The following is a 17,542-nucleotide window of genomic DNA, read 5'->3' as shown; positions in this document are numbered from 1 at the left end:
GGTGCGCTGCCAGACCCACCCGCGCGCCGAGGTCCTGATCGTAGGACTTAAAGGACACAAGGACACAGCCCTGGATAGTCGTACGCGTGCTACATAATCCGGCCGCAGGCCCACTTCAGCGGGGTGGCGAGTAATGGCCGTTGACCTGATCGCTTACGCAGTTACTGTTGTGTTCGTACCCGCGATCGGGGCTGGTCAAGCGCCCTGTGCCTGGTGGACTGACCCGATGCGGGTGTTCTACCGCCGGATGTGGCTGGCAGAGCACTGGCCACCGCACCGACACCAAGTCCATAGGTTCCCGGTCGCCCGTGCGGAGGCCTGGACACAGTCCGAGGCTGCCGAGAACACGCACTCCCAGCCTCGGATCCTGATCCCCGGGCCGCTGGTCGCCTGCGTCGAGGTGACGTTCCCACAGCTGCCCGGTGAGGCTCTGCTGTTCCCCCCGACATGACAGCGAGCCTCGGCCCGCACCCGTTTTGCAGGGCGGGTGCGGGCCCCAGCCCCGGACCGCGCGGCAACCCTTCCCCCGGGCGGCGGTCCGGGGTCCACAACGGCTGGTCAGTGTCGGGGTACTGACTCAAGTGCAGAGGTGAGTACGAGGGTCATGCGCGGAAGGGTTTCAGGCTGCTCCGGTGCCCGCCGTCAACGACGTGGAGTCGGTTCTCAGCCGGGTAGCTGGGGCCGATGATGGCGACGACTTCGCAGTGCTGGCGGAGTCTGTGGAGAATTCCACCGAGCAGAGGCGTTTGTCAATGAAGATCTGGTCCCATTCGCCGTTTGCTCCTGCCACACTACCGTAACCTCGCCGATGCTGTTCGGCCGTGTCCGGGTTGGCCGGTGTCAGTGGCGGTCTCTTGCCTCTCTCACCCCGCCGGCGCGGTGCCGGTGACACCAGCGTGGAAAGGCACCGGCCGCCCGCCGGGACCACGCTATCCCGACCCGCCACACGATCTGAAAAGCCTGGTGATGGCCGCTGGCCGCTCAACGGGCCGGTTTGTGGTCTGGCGGCACGGATCCAAGAAATCACCGGGTAACCCGACCGCCAGCATGCGGTCACAGTTCCTCGCACTGCGGGTCCGCCCGGCCAACCGCAACATCCCCCGCGCCGCCGATGGGAGCCTGCCCGAATGCTGGCTACTGGCCGAATGGCCACCCGGCCAACCCGAGCCCACCGACTACTGGCTCTCCACGCTCCCAGCCGGCATCCGGCTACGGGATCTGGTGCAGCTAGCCAAAATCCGGTGGCGCATCGAGCATGACTACCGCGAACTCAAAGACGGCCTCGGCCTGGACCACTTCGAAGGCCGCTCCTAGCTGGGCTGGCACCGCCACGTCACCCTCGCCGCGGTCGCCCAAGCCATCTGCACCCAACTGCGCCGCACCCCAAAAGCCCCTGCGCAGGCCTGACCCTCTACGCCGTCCTGCGCGAACTCCAGGCCTTACTCGCGGCCTGGACCGGTGTCCGCCACACCTGCCGACAACCAGTCCAGACCCGAACACCCACAACAAAAATCCAGGTGAGAAACACCTAACAAAGCACTACTAGTGTCCCGTCCTGAGTCAGTAGTTCGTTGGTAGCTGTAGGTTGTGGCTGTGTCGAGCCCGAAGCTGGATCCGGTGGTCCTGTCCGATGAGGAACGCAGTGTCCTGAGTGGATGGTCACGTCGGCGGAAGACAGCTCAGGACTTGGCGTTGCGGGCGCGGATTGTGCTGCGCTGTGCGGAAGGCGGCTCGATCGGTGAGGTCGCCGCGGATGTGAGGGTCTCGCGCAACACCGTGTCTAAATGGCGGTCGCGGTTTCTGGCCGACCGATTGGACGGCTTGTCCGACGAGCCTCGGCCAGGGCGGCCTCGTGTGATCAGTGATGAGCGAGTCGAGCAGATCATCACCAAGACGCTGGAGGAAACACCGGGCCGAGACACGCACTGGTCAACACGGTCGATGGCATCCACGACAGGGATGTCCCAGTCAGCGATCTCCCGGATTTGGCGGGCGTTCGGGCTGAAACCGCATGCGGTGGAGACGTGGAAGCTGTCCACCGATCCGCAGTTCGTGGACAAGGTCCGCGATGTCGTGGGCCTGTATCTGGCTCCGCCGGAGAACGCGCTGGTGCTGGCGGTGGATGAGAAGAGTCAGATGCAGGCGATCGACCGGACCGCGCCGATTCTGCCGATCATGCCCACCACTCCGGCGCGGATGACCCACGACTATGTGCGCCATGGCACCACCAGTTTGTTCGCCGCGTTCGACATCGGCAGCGGCTCGGTGATCGCCCAGCACTACCGGCGCCATCGACACCAGGAATTCCTGCGCTTCCTGAAGCTGATCGACGACGCAGTCCCGAAGGACCTGGACCTGCACCTGGTGCTGGACAACTACGCCACCCACAAGACCCCAAAGGTCAAGGAGTGGCTCATCCGCCATCCGCGGTTCCACTTGCACTTCACGCCGACCAGCAGCTCATGGCTCAACCTGGTGGAACGCTGGTTCGCTGAGCTGACCAACCGCAAACTGCGCCGCTCCGCCCATCGCAGCGTCATCGAACTGGAAGCCGACGTCCGCCGCTGGATCAACGAGTGGAACAAGGAACCCAAGCCATTCGTGTGGACCAAGTCACTGTGTCAATCGACAACATGATCTCGTCGTTCACAATCACCTGCCGATGAGTTAAAGGTTGTCCCGTAAGGGTGTCATGTCAAGATCGATGATCTTGGTGTGGAGCAAGTGATCAATGCGGCATGTGACCTTTGTCGCAATTCTGTTCTTGGTCAGGCTCAGGTTGCGGCCTTTGTGTTTGCCGGTGCGGATGATCAGGTCGCGCTGGATGGCCTCGACGGACTCGCTGCAGGCGCGGCCGCGGAGCACGGTGTGCAGCGTGTCCTGCGGTGATCACCGGGGGTGGCCAGTGCCACACCGGGCGCCACGGGGCACTGAGCAGCCGGTGGAGACCCCGGACCGCCGCCCGGGGGAAGGGTTGCCGCGCGGTCCGGGGCTGGGGCCCGCACCCGCCCTGCAAAACGGGTGCGGGCCGAGGCTCGCTGTCATGTCGGGGGGAACAGCAGAGCCTCACCGGGCAGCTGTGGGAACGTCACCTCGACGCAGGCGACCAGCGGCCCGGGGATCAGGATCCGAGGCTGGGAGTGCGTGTTCTCGGCAGCCTCGGACTGTGTCCAGGCCTCCGCACGGGCGACCGGGAACCTATGGACTTGGTGTCGGTGCGGTGGCCAGTGCTCTGCCAGCCACATCCGGCGGTAGAACACCCGCATCGGGTCAGTCCACCAGGCACAGGGCGCTTGACCAGCCCCGATCGCGGGTACGAACACAACAGTAACTGCGTAAGCGATCAGGTCAACGGCCATTACTCGCCACCCCGCTGACATGAGCCCGCAGCCGGCGCGGTGCCTTGTGTGTCACGTCCGACCCCGGGCGTTCTACTGCGGGCCTTCGCAATGGCTTGACGCGTGCGACGCGCACAGGCCAACCCCCGATACAGGAGGCCAACGAGCCCGGCCACGGTGATCGCCAACACGCCGAGTCCGAACAGGACGACTGCGGTCCGGGGCCGGCCAGATGATCCACAATGGAAGGTAGGTCGTCATCGGCGAACCGGCCCGCGATCGCTGCCAGCCCCATGGCTTCGTCGACCTTCTCAGAGCCCAGTGCGGCGGCCAATTCGATCGCCTGGCGCATTCTCGAGCGCACCCACACCGTTCCCACGGCCGCAGCCCCGACTGAGGAGCCCCGAATTTTCCGGACAGCTGTTTAGTGGGTCTTCGAAATTAACCGGGCTTTGCTTGGTGTCGGGCTGCGCAGGTGCTTGCGCAGCGTGATCGTAGGCGTTGTTTGATGGCGTTGCGGAAGCCGAAGGCGTTGCGGCTTCGAGCTTGATCAGCCGTTGATGCCCTCGCTGGCGGCGTTGGTGATGCCGGTGAGAATGAACGCTTCGATCTGAGGCCACCAGTCCTGGATGGTCCTGGCGAGGGGGTGTAGTTCGGCGATGTCGGTGTCGGCGCACCAGCGGTAGAAAGTCCATAGATGGTGGGAGATCTGGTGGCGGGACGCGCCGATGCGGGCCAGGGCCAGCAGTGTGCGGAGTTCTTCTTTCGCGATCCAGGCGCTCAGAATCTCGTCTCCGGCCTGGCCGAGGTCTGTCAGACGGTTCCACATGTCGGTGAACTTCTCGGTGGTCAGGTCTTCCCGGTTGCGCAGCAGACGCCAGCGTAGCCCGTATTCGGGGTCGTCTTTGCGGACCCGGCGCTTGAGCACCCCGCTCTCGGCGTTGACTGCGAAACGCGGTTTGCCCCGGCGGACTTCATCGATTCCCAGCACCCGCACCGGTTCTGGCTCCTCGGGCAGCACGGCCACAGCGTGGTCAAGGAACGCCGCATGCACCACCGGCCAGGACAACCCCCACTCCCGCGCCGCCTGCGCGCCCGTCCGGCCCTCATCGGCCACCGCTCGTCCCGCCGCGGCGCGAAGCCGGCCGGTCACCCGCCGAAGAGACGGGATCTGGGGCACCGACTCGGTGAACGAGGAGCGCGCACACTCCGATTCCCGGCACCGCCACCGCCGTTTGCGCCACAACAACCGCGCCGCGACAGGAAACGGCACATCACGCGGCTCGGTCGTGACCTGCCGCTTCAGCGCTAACCCAGACTAACGCCTGTTTCACCGGAGAAGAGGGAAGAGGTCTTCCAGAGCAACGCAACCTCGGTCTTGGACAGGCGGCACCTCGAACCGATCCGCCACACGATGACTGCTCTGACTCCACATGGCAAGGGGTGTTGCTAGATTCGTGGCGCGGTTCCCTCCCATTCACATCGGCAGCCCCCGCTCGACTACCACTGCTGCCACCACCATGATCACAACCCAAGATCAACGGTGGATCTAGGTTACAGATCTTGAAAGGCCAGGATTACGGCGGTTGTGGTTCGAGGTTCAGTCTGGTGTGGGCGAAGAACGCGTCGATCAGCCCGGGTCGGTACTGGATGCGTTTGAGTCGGTTCTTCACGATGGCGGTGAGCTGGTCGATGCCGTGCACGATGAGGTTTCCGAGGTTGCGTTTGACGTGGGACCACACGTGCTCGGTCGGGTTGAGGTCCGGGGCGTAGGGCGGGAGTTGGATCACGTGTAGCCAGTCGCGGGCCGCGACCAGTTTGCGCATCGCGTGACTGGTGTGCGTGTTGAGGTTGTCCCAGATCAACACAATCCGGGCGCCGAGCTGCTGGTGTGCGGCGTCCAGCAGGGCGGCGTAGTCGGTTTCGGCGAAGCTGCGCCGTTCCCCCTTGCGGCCGCGGTGGGTCCGGACACGGTAGATCAACCGGGGCCGGTGTCCGGGCCGGACGCATACCAGCCCGGCGACCGATACCCGGCCCGAACCCTTGCCCGACACCGGGATCTGTGGTGTCTGGCCCCGGCGGCCCCAGGTGCGGGCTTTCGGCGGGCGCAGCGTTTGCCCGGCCTCGTCCTCGAAACACAGCCAAGCACCTTGCTGCGCCGCTACCGTTTTCCCGCCGGCCATACCTCCCGCCGCCAGGTGGCGATCGCCTGCTCGTCGCGCTCGATCGCGCGGTGGGCGGGTACTTGTGGCGAGAACCCCATGCGGTGCAGCAGATACGACACCCCGCGCAGCGTGTAGCGGGTGTGAAACAGCCGGGCGATCAGATCGGCGACCCGAGCCAGGGTCCAGCGCTGATCCTCGCCGAACCCATGCACGGCTGGGCCTTGTTCCACAGCCTGGGCCAGCCTGTCCAGTCGTGGCTGGTCCAGCCGGCAGGACGATCCGCCCGGTCCCTTCGACGCCAGCCCTGCCTCACCCTCGGCACGCCATCGACGCCGCCAGGTATAGACCGCGTTGGTGGATACCCGCAGTCTGCGGGCGATCTCGGCGGCCGGCACGTCCTGGGCGAACCATTGGGCCGCCTGCAACCGGACAGCTTCGCGTGTGGCCCTGCCCCGCTCGGAAAGGCCACCTCCATCCGCGTACCTCATCCATCCCTGCGTAGATCATGAATCGATCAGGATCGAGGAGGACACGCCGCCCAAGGACAAGATCAACCCTGGCCTTTCATGATCTGTAGCTGTTGGTCTGGACGAATTGTTCAAGCATCGCCGGGGCGCTGTGCACGTCGGGCAAAGCCAGGACGTGCTGGCGAGCGGTCCGGGCACGGGTGCGGAAGCTCTGATCGGCGAGAACCTTGTCACAGGCCTCCACCACCGCGTCGGCCGGCGAGTTGTCCACGGTCACACCGAGTCCCAGTTCGGCAATCCGGGCAGAGTTGTGCACCTGGTCATATCCTTCCGGGTACGCCACCATCGGTACGCCGGAGCGAAGCGCCTCGCGGATCCCGTTGTAGCCGTCGTGTGTCAGAAAAAGATCCGCGATCTCCAGCACCAATGGCTGAGGCACGGCGTCGGTGACATGAACGTGATCGGCCCGTGGCAGGTCGCTGACGTCCATACCACCTGTCACCACCACGGCCACACAGTCGAGCTGGGACAAGGCGTCCAGGACAAGCCGGAACCGGGCGCGTGGATCGATTGTGGACGGCAGCTGTACGCCATCCCGTTGCAAGGCCGCGTACATCGGCACGCCAGTGCCCATGGCCGCAAACACCAACGGCCGATCGGCGGGTAGGTCCGCGATCCAGGACGGCAGTCGTTCGCCGGGACGGGTCAGCACCGGCTGCCGGAACCGGAACACCTGCGGCCACTCGTGTTTCATGAAGTCGTATTCGGTGGGAACGTAGTCCACCCGCCCATAGCCGTACAGGCCGTGTCCGGAGGTGGAGAGACCGAACTTCGTCCCGTGCGCCGCCAGCGGGTCGGCCAGACGCTGCGGGTCGAGCAGGATCGTCGGCCCACCGGACATCGCCACGTGCGGGATCTCCAGCACCTCAGCGGTGACGTACCCGGAGCAGTCGAGGTCGTCCCGCAGCACCAGGTTCGGACGGTAGGCGCGCGCGATCTCGAGGACTCGGACGAACAGTTCCCGCCATCCCCTCGCCGCGAACACCTTGTTGAGCAGATCGGTTGGATCCAGCGCGGTACGGTGAACCTGCTCGCCCGCGGCCTCCGCCGCCGCGGCCGCCCCGTGCAGCATCCACATCCAGTGGTGGGCGTCCGGCATGGCCGGGTCAATCGCGAACCGTTCTCCGCGCAACGGGCTATCGCCTTCGAGGTGATCATCAGCACCTCGTGGCCTGCGTCCATCATCGCCCTGGCCAGCGGAATGAACTTCCGGACGTGGGAAGGGGTGGCGTTGACCGTGCACAACACCCGCATGGCGCGCCTTTCGAGTAAGTGGGCCATGAAGAGTCCTTCCGCGGCCTGGGCGGTGTCGTCCACCGCGACCAGCTCATCACCCTGGCGGCGCAGGCCTTTGCTGGCGATGCGCAGCCTTCCGACGTTGAGCACCTCCAACTGGTCCCACAGTTCCCGGTTCGCCGCACCGGCCTGTTCCAACTCGGCGCGCAGCGTGTGGAACTCGTCGACGAACGCGGACGGCAGGCACCGGGTGACCAGTCCCGGCGCTGTCTCCAGCAGGCTCGTCGTGGTGGCCTCGACCGCCCGCTGCTGGAAGAGCGGCTGAATGGCGCCGCTGGTGACGGCTTCCTCAGTGAACAGGTAGGCAGTGCCCATAACCAATCCCACCTGTACGCCACGGGCAGCCAGTGGGCCTGCCATAGCCGCAACCATGGCGGCAGAACGTTCGTCGTGGATACCACCGGCGAAGAACATTTGCAGCTCCGACGCCGCCACGGCCGGGTTGTCGGTCAGGAAGTCGTCGACGACCTGCAACTGCGCTTCCCACAGGGAGAAGCTGGTCCGGGCACCGATGTGGCCACCGCATTCGGCGCCTTCGAAAACGAACTTGCGTGTGCCAGAAGTGAGGTACTGGCGCAGCAGGGCCGGCGACGGCACGTGCAGGAACGTGCTGATGCCCGATTCCTCGAGCTCTTTCGCCAGCGCAGGCCGTCCACCGGCGATGATCGCGCACGTCGGTTTGGTCTCGAGGATGAACCGTGTCTGCGCGTCCCGCAGTTCGTCCGGCGCGAAGCCGAGCAGTCCCGCGCCCCACGGCCGATCGCCAAGGGCAGCAGCCGCCTCCGTCAGCATCTTCTGCGACTGTCGCGGGCTGGCAAGGGAAAGCGCGATGAAAGGCAAGCCACCCTGATCAGCGACAGCGACGCTAGTAGTCATTGTGAATAACGACCGTCAGCAGGTGCTCAAGAAGGGATGAGTCATCATCAATGAGGCGGACCGCCTCGAAGTTGCGTCGAGCGTTGGTGTCGTCGACCAGGCGATCCTCTCAGTCGATGACGATCCGACGGTTCGTAAAACACTGTCTGCGGTCCGTGATGAATATCCGACTGCTCGACTTGTCTTTGCTAATGGAGGCGATCGGCGCGACGCAGGTTCAATCTCCGAAGCCGACATCTGCGAAGAGCTCGACATCGAAATTGTGTTTGGTGTTGGCGGCGATAATAAGGCCGACGCCAGTTCCCGGATCATTGCCGAACTGGGCGTGCAGTTGCCTTGAAGTGCTCATGCAAAGAGGTCAGTGCAGCAAGTGCCGCGCCGGCCTCTTTGCAATAGGATGACAGTCAGTAGTCGGCGCCGTACAGCGATCCCCAGCTGCGTTGGCCGATCTCATATTCGGTGTCGATATGCACTGGCCCCATCTGTTCGGCCATGTGTTGGGCGATCTCGCGGGCTCCCCACTCCGCTTTCGCCGCTGGGAGCGACGTCACGACTTCATCGTGGATGGGCAGCCGGAGGTAGGGCGTGTATCCCTTCTTGTGCAGCCGGATGAGTCCCCGACAGGTCACGTCCCGGCTGGTGGACTGGATCTCGTAGTTCAACGCCGAGTAGGCCCGAGCCGGGTCGACAGGTAGGCGTCGCCCGCTGGGTGTGGTGATGGACCCGTCGCGGGACGCGGTGTACTGGAGTTTGCGGGACCGGGCCGCCACTCCCGGGTACCGTCGGTCGAATGCCTCGACAACGGACTTCGCGGTGTCCAATGGAATTCCGGCCTGTTCGCTCACTGGTCTCGCGCCTCCGCCGAACACCCGGGTGAAGTTCGTCATCTTGCTAGCCTTGTACTCCTTGCCGTCCTTCTCCACCGCGTCCCCTCGCTCGGGCCGCCCAGGAGGTGGTCCTTGGTGGCTGACACAACGGCACCTGCCCTACCGGTGCGGCCATTCGTGGCGTCGTCTACGAACGGCAACGACAACATCGCCTTCGGGATGCCGTGCGGCGAGCTAACCCCAACAGGGACCGCCCCGGATCACTCGGCAGCAGCGACTGGTCGTGGTTGGTGGGTCCTGTCCCCGCTATGGATCCCGGTCGCAGTCGGCAAATTCACAACGATCCTGGAAAACAGCTGTCTTCACGCACCCAAGTTCGAGCGCAATATGTCTACTTCCCAGATTGCCTTCTGGACGTGCTCCTCTACTTCGTCCTCGGTACTCCCGGCATGCTGGGTCTTGAGCGCCGACACCAAGCTCATGAGGATGTACGCGGCGCTTGCGGTTGCGCGCTCCAGAGAGTCGTCCACGTCGACAGTTGGTTCCGTCGCAGTGAATCGCCTGTGAAGCGTGTCCAGTTCGGACAATGTGGCGTTGCTGACGAGTTGATCAATCATGGGCCACCCCTGTTTGGCCACGGCACCGGTCTGGCGCTCTGGCCTCACAGTAGGGCCATCCTTCGCCGATACAAGTCGCTGGTGGAGGCTGTCACTCGAAGGAGTGCGATGCTGGGCGGTGCGAGTTTGAGCTTGTACCACGAGGCTGAGCAGTTACGGAGCCCAAGCGAGGACGAGCAGCGCGCTGAGAAACATGAACGGGCCGAACGCGAGCCGATCGTTCCGGCGGCTTCGACGTACCGCAAGCGCTGCACACGCAAGTATCGATCCGAGCAGAGTTGCTTGGAACACTGCACTGACGCCGATCCAACCCAAGGCGGTGCCAACGCTCGCGGAGAGTTTGACGTCTCCGAATCCAAGCCCACCCTGGCTGATGACCGCCAGAAGCAGGTAGAAGGCGGCGAGGCCAGCACCGCTCAGGAGCACGCGGAGGAACGACGCTGCATTGTGATCAACCACAAGTGTTTGGACGGCAAACACCACAGTCACGCCGACGTATGCCGATCCTGTGAAGATGTTGGGGAGCCGCTGGGCGATGGTGTCGACAAGAGCTGCCGCGCCGCCAAGCACGGTCAGCCAACACATGGCCACCGTGACCAGCGGGGGATACACGCGTGTTGCCAAGATCGCGAACGCTCCAGCTAGAAAAACTTCGGCGCCCAGGACGGCCAGACTGCCGCGCACGTGGCCGTCCAAACATCCCACTCGAAGTGGCGAGGAAACATTTTGGGCTTTGCCCTGCCGCCACGTCTGGAAACGATCGATGTAGGTGGAGCGGGCCTCCTGTACTTCGGCTTGGGTCACCTCGATGTACCAGCCCACAACAAGGCACATTGCTAAGCCCGCCAAGGCTCCAACGAACGCCGCGTACATGGTTACGTTCATGGCCATCCAAACCTTGGAGCGTCTATGCCACCGGTGCGCGGAATACGATCGTGGCTTCGACCTGCCCCTATGAGCTGTGACCCATCGAGACTCTGTTACTCGGTTGGTTGTCTGAGGACCGGCGAACCTGCTTATTTCCGCCGCAGAAACGTCACGGCTGCCGTTGGCGACTCCCCAAGGTGAGCGTCCGGCCACCCCGCTAGAAGGACGACGGTACTACCGACTGCCATCTGAGCTGTCGATTTGTAGCCCGATCGAGTGAAAACCGCCAAAATGTCCCTTTGCGACTGTCGTGTCCCCACATGGCGACCTTGCAGTCGCCTAGGGGACGCGGGGTAGACGTGAGGTGTACCACAGTAGGGGCGGAAACAATTGATGATCTTGAGGGGGTCAATGTGGGTGGAATCGGCGGCACGCGCGGTCTGCGTGCAGGTCGTGCTTCAGGTGTCGTCACCATGGTGATGATCATGGTGACGGCATGCACCGGAACGACATCGCCCGAACCCGCGCCAGCACCTGGAATCGTCGATCCCACGGCGCCGGTCTCGGCGACAGGCACATCGCCGTCCGGGCCTGCGTCTCCAGTAGATCGGGCACGCCGGCAGGCGATCGCCGCCTATCTTGGTATGTGGCAAGACATGGCCGCCGCTGCGACCACATCGGACCATCAAGCACCCAGGCTCCGTGACCATGCGGTCGAGCCGGCTCTTGGCGTCATCACCAGAAGTCTGCACGCTGACAACCTCAACGGTGTTGTCACTAAAGGGGCGCCAAGGAACCAGCCAACGGTGTCCAGCATGGAGCCGAAAGAAGACCCAACGACGGTCATGATCTCCGACTGTGGGGACAGCAGCGACTGGCTCAAGTACAAAAAGGACGGTCAACTGCTGAATGCCGAGCCAGGTGGCCGGCAATCGATCACTGCCGAAGTGAAACGGCAGCCTTCGGGAGCATGGATGGTCACACGGTTCGCCGTGATGGGGGTGGGCACGTGTTAAGACGAACAAGAACAGTCCTAGCGGCGTGCGTCGTTGTCACCGCTGGGGCCACACCGGCCATGGCCGACAACGGATGGGGCAACGTCAACTGCAGTCAACATCCACAACCCGGATGCGAGCTAGGCGCCGGATCCGGAGGTAACGGTGGGCAATCTGGTGGAAGCGGAAGTGGCGGCGCAGGCTCGTCCACTGGCGGCGGGGCCCCGGTGTGCTCGTACGCACAGATGAGTCCTGAGAGTGAGGCGGCGAACGTTGCGGGAGGATTTCTTCCCCCACTGCAAACAGGACATCACTACTACCTGAAAGCCTGTGAGGGAAGCAATCCTGAATGGGTTGCCTTGGGAGGCGTGGCTCCACCACCACCCTCACCCGAAGAGTTGGCGCGGGCAGCGCGTGCCCGTCTGCGGTTGCCCGCTCCAAGAATCCATGCCAACCCCGCTGGCGATCAGTTGGTGAACCTTCCTACGTGGCTTTGGCTGGAACGAGGGACGTGGCGCGACGTGTCGGCGACGGCTGCGGTGCCTGGAGTATCGGTGATCGCCATCGCTAGGCCCGCCTCGGTATCGTGGGCCATGGGCGACGGCAATTCGGTGACTTGTGCTGGCCCTGGAACGCCATTCCCGCCCGGCGCCGACCCCAAGAGCGCATCGCCCGACTGCGGATACGTCTATCGGATCTCGTCGGCCGGCCAACGAAGCGAGGCGTTTGCCGTCACAGCGACCATCAGCTGGACGATTACCTGGTCTGGTGCCGGCCAGTCGGGAGTGTTCCCCAACATGACGACCACTGGGTCGATCGCGGTCCGTGTCGCGGAGTCGCAAGCGATCGCGACTGGCTGAGACGAACAGCACGCCCGAATGTCAGGCGTGTACACAACGAAAAATTGCGCTGAGCAACGAATTCACGTCGGAACATCCGATTCGACGTGTGGCGATACCGCCATGTCTGGAGGAGGTTGGTGGTGAGTACCTCAGGTCTGTCGGCCGTGCAGGATCCGACCAAGAACGGTGAGGCAGCGTTCCAGTCATGGGCAGGCGCTGACAAGAAAGGAAAACTCCAATCCCGAGTGACCGGTAGATCACGCGGGCGCAGCGTGCCATACCTATTGCTGGGACTACTGATCGTTGTTCTCTGCGGTACCGGCGGCGTTGTCACCGCAATGCAACTCGGCGAACGTGAGTCGTTTCTCGTGTTGGCCCGCCCGGTAGCCGCCGGTCAGTCACTGTCTACAACCGACCTGGGACAGGCGCAAATGGCTTCGGACTCAGGGCTTGACCTGATTCCCACGTCGGCTTCGTCCACTGTAGTCGGTCAGCCGGTCGCCTATGGCATGCCTGTGGGAGCGGTGCTCACGCGAGGTTCCCTCGGGCCGACACGCGTCCCCACGCAAGGCATGGCCATTGCGGCGGTGGGGCTGAAGGCAGGTCAGTTCCCGCCCGAGCTGTCGGCAGGAGCCACCGTACAAGTGTTCAGTGCACCCCAGACGACTAGTCAGGCAGGAACTACCAGCATTCAGGCCGCTTCTTGGACCGCAGTCGTCACGGGCATCAGCGGCCGTGAGACCGAGCAGACCACAGTGTTGTCGCTGCAACTGTCTGATGTAGACGCACGTGCACTGGCGACCGCGCCTGCAGGCCAAATGAGCGTCGTCATCATCGCAGGAGGAAGCTGATGCTTGCCGCATTTTGCTCCCTCAAAGGATCTCCCGGTGTCACCACGATGGTCACGGCGATCGCCGCCCGATGGCCGGTGCAGGAGACCCCGATCATGGTCGAAGCCGATCCCGCGGGCGGGGACTTGGCCGCGCGTTTCCGACTGAAGGAGTCGCCTGGGCTGCTGAGCCTTGCCGCGGCAGCGCGCCGCGGCAGCGGACCTGCGCTACTACGGCAACATAGCCAGCAACTACCAGGCGGCTTGGACGTTGTAGTCGGCCCGGTTGGCGCGGAACAGGCCCACAAGGCGCTGTCGGTGTTGACCTCTGCAGGTGCCGCCGCGTTGCGACAGGCCGCGGATCATCCCGGGGTCGCTGTCCTGGTCGATTGTGGCCGAGCCGATCCGGACTCGTCTGCGATGCCCATTATCCGTGCCGCCGATGCGATGATCCTTGTCGCTCGCCCGCAAGACGACGCGCTCGCCCATGTTGCGGTCAAGTTGCATGTCGTTCGACAGTGGTCCCGAAAGCCTTGCTTTGTTCTGGTCGGCGACGGACATCCCACGACAGAGGTTTCCCGGGTATTGGGTATACCCGTGCTGGGCCGTGTTCCTCGCGACGACAAGGGCGCGCATGTCCTTAGTGGACGAAATAGGTCCAGGCATACACCAATGCGATCAGCATTGGGGCACGCTGCTTCCCGAATCGCGCAGGTTGTCTACACGTTTGGACACCATCCGTCGACCGGTGTCTTGCCACAAGATCGAGCGTCCATGCACGAGTTCTCGGCACCCCGAGACGACGCGCAGCGAGCCCCTGCGCCTCCGCGGAACGGAGCAGTCTCATGAACCCACCCGGGACGGCAGGAACCTCCCTGAACCATTCAGATTTGCTCGCGGCGCAACCTGAGCCTCGCGAACAACTTCCAGGTCCTCATGACCTGCCGTATAGACCGGCAGGGGAACGTGAAGCCGTCAAGCGGCTCAAGGATCGCCTGAGGGCCGAACTGGCCGCCGAGCTGACCCAACGCATCAAGGCCGACGAACACGCTGGACGCCCAACCATGGGCGCCAAGCAACGCCGACAGATAGCCGAGGAGGTCTTGGCCCGTGCAGCCGACGCTCATGCTCAAGACGAGATGAACAATCTAGACAGTGCGACTGCGCTCCTGGATCCAGATGTGGAACAGCAAGTGCTGACCTCCATTCTGGACGAAATGTTTGGCCTAGCTGGTTTGCAGCCGTTGCTTGCCAACACGTCGATTGAGAACATTCACGTGACTGGAGACAGGGTCTTCGTGCGCTACGCTGATGGCACGCGAGCCCAAATGCCGCCGGTTGTGGGCTCGGACGACGAACTTGTGGATCTTATCCGGGACCTGGCAGCTCGGTCCGGAGTGGAGGAAAGGAGATTCGATCGTGCAAGTCCTATCGTGAACTTCCAACTGCCTGGTGGAGAACGCGTCAGCGCCGTGATGGCAGTGACTCCCCGGCCGGCTGTATCGATCCGCCGCCATCGTTTCCAACGTATTACCCTCGCTCAGTTGCAGCAGAACGGCACTATCGATCGTGCGCTCGCGTCGTTCCTGGCAGCCGCTGTCTGTGCGAGGAAGAACATTCTTGTCAGCGGTGGTACCGCGAAGGGCAAGACCACCTTGTTGCGGGGTCTCGGCTCAGCTATCCCTCGATACGAAAGATTGATCACGATCGAGGATGTGTTCGAGTTGGGGCTCGGTGAGGATGCCGCGCATCCCGATGTGGTTGCGCTGCAGGCGCGCGAAGCCAACATCGAAGGCCGCGGTGCGGTGTCGTTGTCGGACCTGGTGTGGCAGTCGCTGCGCATGTCTCCCGACCGCGTCATCGTCGGAGAGGTCCGTGGCCCCGAAGTGCTCCCGTTGCTCAACGCCATGTCCATGGGCAACGACGGCTCGATGGGCACAGTGCACGCGAGCACGAGCAAAGGCGCCTTCGTGAAGCTCGGGGGCTACGCCGTGCAAGGCCCGGAGAGGCTGCCGTTGGAGGCGACCAATCTCTTGATCGCCTCCGCGTTGCACTTCGTCGTACACCTTGAGCAGCCGCGTGACGAACCCGGGCAGCGCGTCGTGTCCTCGATCCGAGAAGTCGTCGACGCGGATGATCGGCAAATCGTGAGCAACGAGGTGTGGCGCCCCGACGAGGACTTGCGAGCCGTACCAGGCGCGCCGCTGCGAGCCGAGACCGTCGACCACCTTGTCGCCGCTGGATACGACCCGAGTCTCACCAACCGTCGAGACGGGTGGTGGCGACCATGACCTCCACCGCCGCGCTGCTAGGGTTGCTCGCCGCTGGCGTAGCTACTGGCGTCCTGCTGGTCTGGCTCGGATTGCGCGGGACATCCAGCCGCAGTGCATCACCGTTGCGTTGGAGTACGTGGCTCACCAGCCGACCGCGCGGATGGACGCGGTTACTAGTTGTCGCCGTTCTCACCGGTCTCATCGTTGGGATCGTCACAGGCTGGGTGGTTGGCGCGATCCTAACCGCGCTTGCCGTCGGTGGCCTGCCACGGATCCTTGCTGGGAACTCCAACCATCAGCGTCAACGCGACCGCATCGAGGCGATCGCATCGTGGACAGAAATGCTACGCGATGTGCTGGTCGCGGCGGCCGGACTAGAGCAGGCCATTCTCGCGACCGCGCCCGCGGCGCCTGCCGCCATCCGGGATGAGATCACAGAGCTTGCTGTTCGGCTGGAACGTGGCGAGCGTCTGGCGCCATCACTGCATCGGCTTGCTGATCAACTACGTGACCCTACTGCCGACTTGGTGATCTCCGCGCTAGTGCTGGCAGCAGAGCACCACGCCCGACAACTCGCGGACCTCCTTGGCCAGTTGGCTGTGGAAGCTCGTGACCAAGCATCGATGCGTATGCGTGTTGAAGCTGGTCGGGCTCGGACACGGACGAGCGTTCGGGTCATCGTGATCACAACGTTGACCTTCGCGGTCGGTCTGGTTGTGCTCAACCGCGGCTATCTTGCCGCGTACGACTCTCTCAGCGGCCAGTTGATGCTGCTGCTCGTCGGGCTGTTGTTCACAGCCTCCTTCGTGTGGCTGGCTCGGATCGCACGGGTACGCACACCGGACAGGATCCTGACCGAGCTGTCCGCCATCGGCGCACCACCAGAAATGGGCATCGGTGCCGAGGAGGCTCGACCATGATCGTCGCTGGGTTGATGTGGGGTGCCGGGCTGGGTCTTGGCGTGTGGGCGTTGATCGTGTGGCTATTTCCACCGCGCCCAGCACTGCATACATTGATGGACCAGCTGAGCGGGACGGCAGCCCCGTCGCCCATCCTGATCACCGATGACGGCGGGTGGTCCCTGCGCGTCGGGCGCCTGTTTGTCAGACCCCTGACAGCGCTGGGATTGCCATCCCAACGGCTTCGGCGCGATCTCGCCGTTACTGGCAAGACAACTGAACAGCACCTGGCCGACAAAGCCACGTTGGCTGTCACCGGACTGCTGCTGCCACTCGTGGTCCAGGTCTTGCTCGCGGTCGCGGACATCGGTCTGTCGTGGGAACTTCCAGCTGTCGCCAGCGTTGTGCTGGCAGCCGGAGGATTCATGATTCCGGATGTCACGGTGCGACAAGAAGCTGAGCGACGCCGATCGAATTTCCGCTATGCCCTCGCGGCCTATCTCAACCTGGTGCGGGTACTGCTGGCCGGCGGAGCTGGTGTCGACGGCGCACTGTCCGACGCGGCCACTATCGGCAGGGGCTGGGCGATCCAGCAGCTACGTCACGCGCTCATGACCGCTCGACTTACCCGCGCTACTCCCTGGTCCACCCTCAAGCAACTGGGTGCCGAGCTCGATGTTCCACAGCTGTCTGAATTGGCCGCATCGGTCAGCCTGGCTGGCACCGAAGGCGCGAAGGTTCGAGCCAGCCTTGCGGCCAAGGCGTCAGCGCTCCGTACTCGCGAACTCACCGACGCTGAAGGCGAGGCCCAAGCCGCGACCGAACGAATGAGCCTTCCTGTAGTCCTGTTGTTCGCCGCCTTTCTCGTGATGATCGGCTATCCCGCACTCGCCCAAGTCCTCGGAGCCTTGTGAACGTCAACAGACCCGCTGACTCCATCATCCTCTAATCCACAATGGAGAGTCGAATGTTCACCGAAGTTCTTTTGATCCTTACCCGCGTCCGCGCCGAGCTTAGTCGACTGCGTCAGGAGGAGCACGGCTATTCCACGGAAGCTGTTGTTGTCACTGCTTTGCTCGCTGCCCTTGCTCTCGCAGCGATCGCCATCATCGTGGTGAAGGTGACGGAAAAAGCTAACGGAATAACACTTTAAGGCGGTTCCCGACGATGTCTCGACTACGCCGCAGCAAC

Annotated in this window: 21 protein-coding genes and 2 pseudogenes; 10 read left to right on the top strand and 13 right to left on the bottom strand. The window is 63.7% G+C overall.

Annotated elements, in window-relative coordinates; translation table 11 throughout:
• Positions 1-133 precede the first annotated feature (133 nt).
• From LWC34_RS30415 to LWC34_RS30405, 3 genes and pseudogenes are all read left to right on the top strand, one after another.
• Positions 134-451 carry a hypothetical protein gene (locus LWC34_RS30415; RefSeq protein ID WP_233728498.1) on the top strand — a complete coding sequence of 106 codons (318 nt, stop codon included), beginning with the start codon at positions 134-136 and terminating at the stop codon, positions 449-451.
• Positions 452-861: 410 nt separating this feature from the next.
• A pseudogene (locus LWC34_RS30410) lies at positions 862-1,407 on the top strand (transposase); the annotation flags it as partial.
• A 186-nt stretch (positions 1,408-1,593) separates the two neighbouring features.
• Positions 1,594-2,637: an IS630 family transposase gene (locus tag LWC34_RS30405; RefSeq protein WP_233728500.1), complete on the top strand. Its 1,044-nt coding sequence runs from the start codon at positions 1,594-1,596 to the stop codon at positions 2,635-2,637.
• Positions 2,638-2,667: 30 nt separating this feature from the next.
• Here the strand turns inward: LWC34_RS30405 and LWC34_RS30400 are convergent, their stop codons facing one another.
• The 11 genes and pseudogenes from LWC34_RS30400 to LWC34_RS30355 form a co-directional block, all read right to left on the bottom strand.
• Complete coding sequence (locus LWC34_RS30400; protein ID WP_233728499.1) at positions 2,668-2,865, bottom strand: hypothetical protein; 198 nt, start codon at positions 2,863-2,865, stop codon at positions 2,668-2,670.
• A 176-nt stretch (positions 2,866-3,041) separates the two neighbouring features.
• The gene (locus LWC34_RS30395; protein ID WP_233728498.1) at positions 3,042-3,359 is read right to left on the bottom strand and encodes a hypothetical protein; all 318 of its coding nucleotides are present in this window, start codon (positions 3,357-3,359) and stop codon (positions 3,042-3,044) included.
• Positions 3,360-3,888: 529 nt separating this feature from the next.
• Positions 3,889-4,491, bottom strand: a complete 603-nt coding sequence (locus LWC34_RS30390) for a transposase (RefSeq protein ID WP_233728497.1) — start codon at positions 4,489-4,491, stop codon at positions 3,889-3,891.
• Positions 4,492-4,915: 424 nt separating this feature from the next.
• Entirely contained in the window at positions 4,916-5,521 is a 606-nt protein-coding gene (locus LWC34_RS30385; RefSeq protein ID WP_233728496.1) for an IS630 family transposase, read from the bottom strand.
• Positions 5,500-5,991, bottom strand: a complete 492-nt coding sequence (locus LWC34_RS30380) for a winged helix-turn-helix domain-containing protein (protein WP_233723037.1) — start codon at positions 5,989-5,991, stop codon at positions 5,500-5,502. The genes LWC34_RS30385 and LWC34_RS30380 overlap by 22 nt, the downstream gene beginning before the upstream one ends.
• Positions 5,992-6,067: 76 nt before the next feature.
• Positions 6,068-7,162, bottom strand: a complete 1,095-nt coding sequence (locus tag LWC34_RS30375) for a glycosyltransferase (RefSeq protein WP_233728495.1) — start codon at positions 7,160-7,162, stop codon at positions 6,068-6,070.
• Positions 7,163-7,539: 377 nt separating this feature from the next.
• Positions 7,540-8,118, bottom strand: a pseudogene (locus LWC34_RS30370) (nitronate monooxygenase); the annotation flags it as partial.
• Between the two features lie 301 nt (positions 8,119-8,419).
• Entirely contained in the window at positions 8,420-8,551 is a 132-nt protein-coding gene (locus tag LWC34_RS57180) for a hypothetical protein (RefSeq protein WP_284051670.1), read from the bottom strand.
• A 55-nt stretch (positions 8,552-8,606) separates the two neighbouring features.
• Positions 8,607-9,125 (bottom strand): DNA polymerase, encoded by a 519-nt coding sequence (locus LWC34_RS30365; RefSeq protein ID WP_233728494.1) that lies wholly within the window; start codon positions 9,123-9,125, stop codon positions 8,607-8,609.
• A 266-nt stretch (positions 9,126-9,391) separates the two neighbouring features.
• Positions 9,392-9,646, bottom strand: coding sequence for a hypothetical protein (locus LWC34_RS30360; RefSeq protein WP_233728493.1), 255 nt, complete (start codon positions 9,644-9,646; stop codon positions 9,392-9,394).
• A 153-nt stretch (positions 9,647-9,799) separates the two neighbouring features.
• The gene (locus LWC34_RS30355; protein ID WP_233728492.1) at positions 9,800-10,531 is read right to left on the bottom strand and encodes a prepilin peptidase; all 732 of its coding nucleotides are present in this window, start codon (positions 10,529-10,531) and stop codon (positions 9,800-9,802) included.
• A gap of 302 nt (positions 10,532-10,833) precedes the next feature.
• Here LWC34_RS30355 and LWC34_RS30350 point away from each other — a divergent pair, with 302 nt between their 5' ends.
• The 3 genes from LWC34_RS30350 (at position 10,834) to LWC34_RS30340 (ending at position 13,201) form a co-directional block, all read left to right on the top strand.
• Positions 10,834-11,529 (top strand): hypothetical protein, encoded by a 696-nt coding sequence (locus LWC34_RS30350; protein WP_233728491.1) that lies wholly within the window; start codon positions 10,834-10,836, stop codon positions 11,527-11,529.
• A 533-nt stretch (positions 11,530-12,062) separates the two neighbouring features.
• Positions 12,063-12,368: a hypothetical protein gene (locus LWC34_RS30345; protein ID WP_233728490.1), complete on the top strand. Its 306-nt coding sequence runs from the start codon at positions 12,063-12,065 to the stop codon at positions 12,366-12,368.
• 122 nt (positions 12,369-12,490) lie between these two features.
• A complete protein-coding gene (locus LWC34_RS30340) occupies positions 12,491-13,201 on the top strand; it encodes a hypothetical protein (RefSeq protein ID WP_233728489.1) in 711 nt (236 codons plus the stop codon).
• A 230-nt stretch (positions 13,202-13,431) separates the two neighbouring features.
• Here LWC34_RS30340 and LWC34_RS30335 read toward each other — a convergent pair whose 3' ends face one another.
• Positions 13,432-13,740, bottom strand: coding sequence for a hypothetical protein (locus LWC34_RS30335; RefSeq protein ID WP_233728488.1), 309 nt, complete (start codon positions 13,738-13,740; stop codon positions 13,432-13,434).
• A 323-nt stretch (positions 13,741-14,063) separates the two neighbouring features.
• Positions 14,064-14,306, bottom strand: coding sequence for a hypothetical protein (locus LWC34_RS30330; RefSeq protein ID WP_233728487.1), 243 nt, complete (start codon positions 14,304-14,306; stop codon positions 14,064-14,066).
• On the opposite strand from LWC34_RS30330, the gene LWC34_RS30325 reads away from it, so the two are divergent.
• The 4 genes from LWC34_RS30325 to LWC34_RS30310 are packed head-to-tail and all read left to right on the top strand — an operon-like array spanning position 14,244 to position 17,504.
• Entirely contained in the window at positions 14,244-15,470 is a 1,227-nt protein-coding gene (locus LWC34_RS30325; protein WP_308200170.1) for a TadA family conjugal transfer-associated ATPase, read from the top strand. The genes LWC34_RS30330 and LWC34_RS30325 overlap by 63 nt on opposite strands.
• Positions 15,467-16,372: a type II secretion system F family protein gene (locus LWC34_RS30320; protein WP_233728485.1), complete on the top strand. Its 906-nt coding sequence runs from the start codon at positions 15,467-15,469 to the stop codon at positions 16,370-16,372. Before LWC34_RS30325 ends, LWC34_RS30320 begins: the two co-directional genes overlap by 4 nt.
• Positions 16,369-17,265 (top strand): type II secretion system F family protein, encoded by an 897-nt coding sequence (locus LWC34_RS30315; RefSeq protein ID WP_235729655.1) that lies wholly within the window; start codon positions 16,369-16,371, stop codon positions 17,263-17,265. Before LWC34_RS30320 ends, LWC34_RS30315 begins: the two co-directional genes overlap by 4 nt.
• 53 nt (positions 17,266-17,318) lie before the next feature.
• Entirely contained in the window at positions 17,319-17,504 is a 186-nt protein-coding gene (locus LWC34_RS30310) for a hypothetical protein (protein ID WP_233728484.1), read from the top strand.
• Positions 17,505-17,542 lie beyond the last annotated feature (38 nt).

The sequence above is a fragment of the Kibdelosporangium philippinense genome (assembly GCF_021390435.2).
Lineage (GTDB): Bacteria > Actinomycetota > Actinomycetes > Mycobacteriales > Pseudonocardiaceae > Kibdelosporangium > Kibdelosporangium philippinense.
Note: the sequence above shows the minus strand (reverse complement) of the source record. Positions and strands in the feature narration are given on the sequence as shown.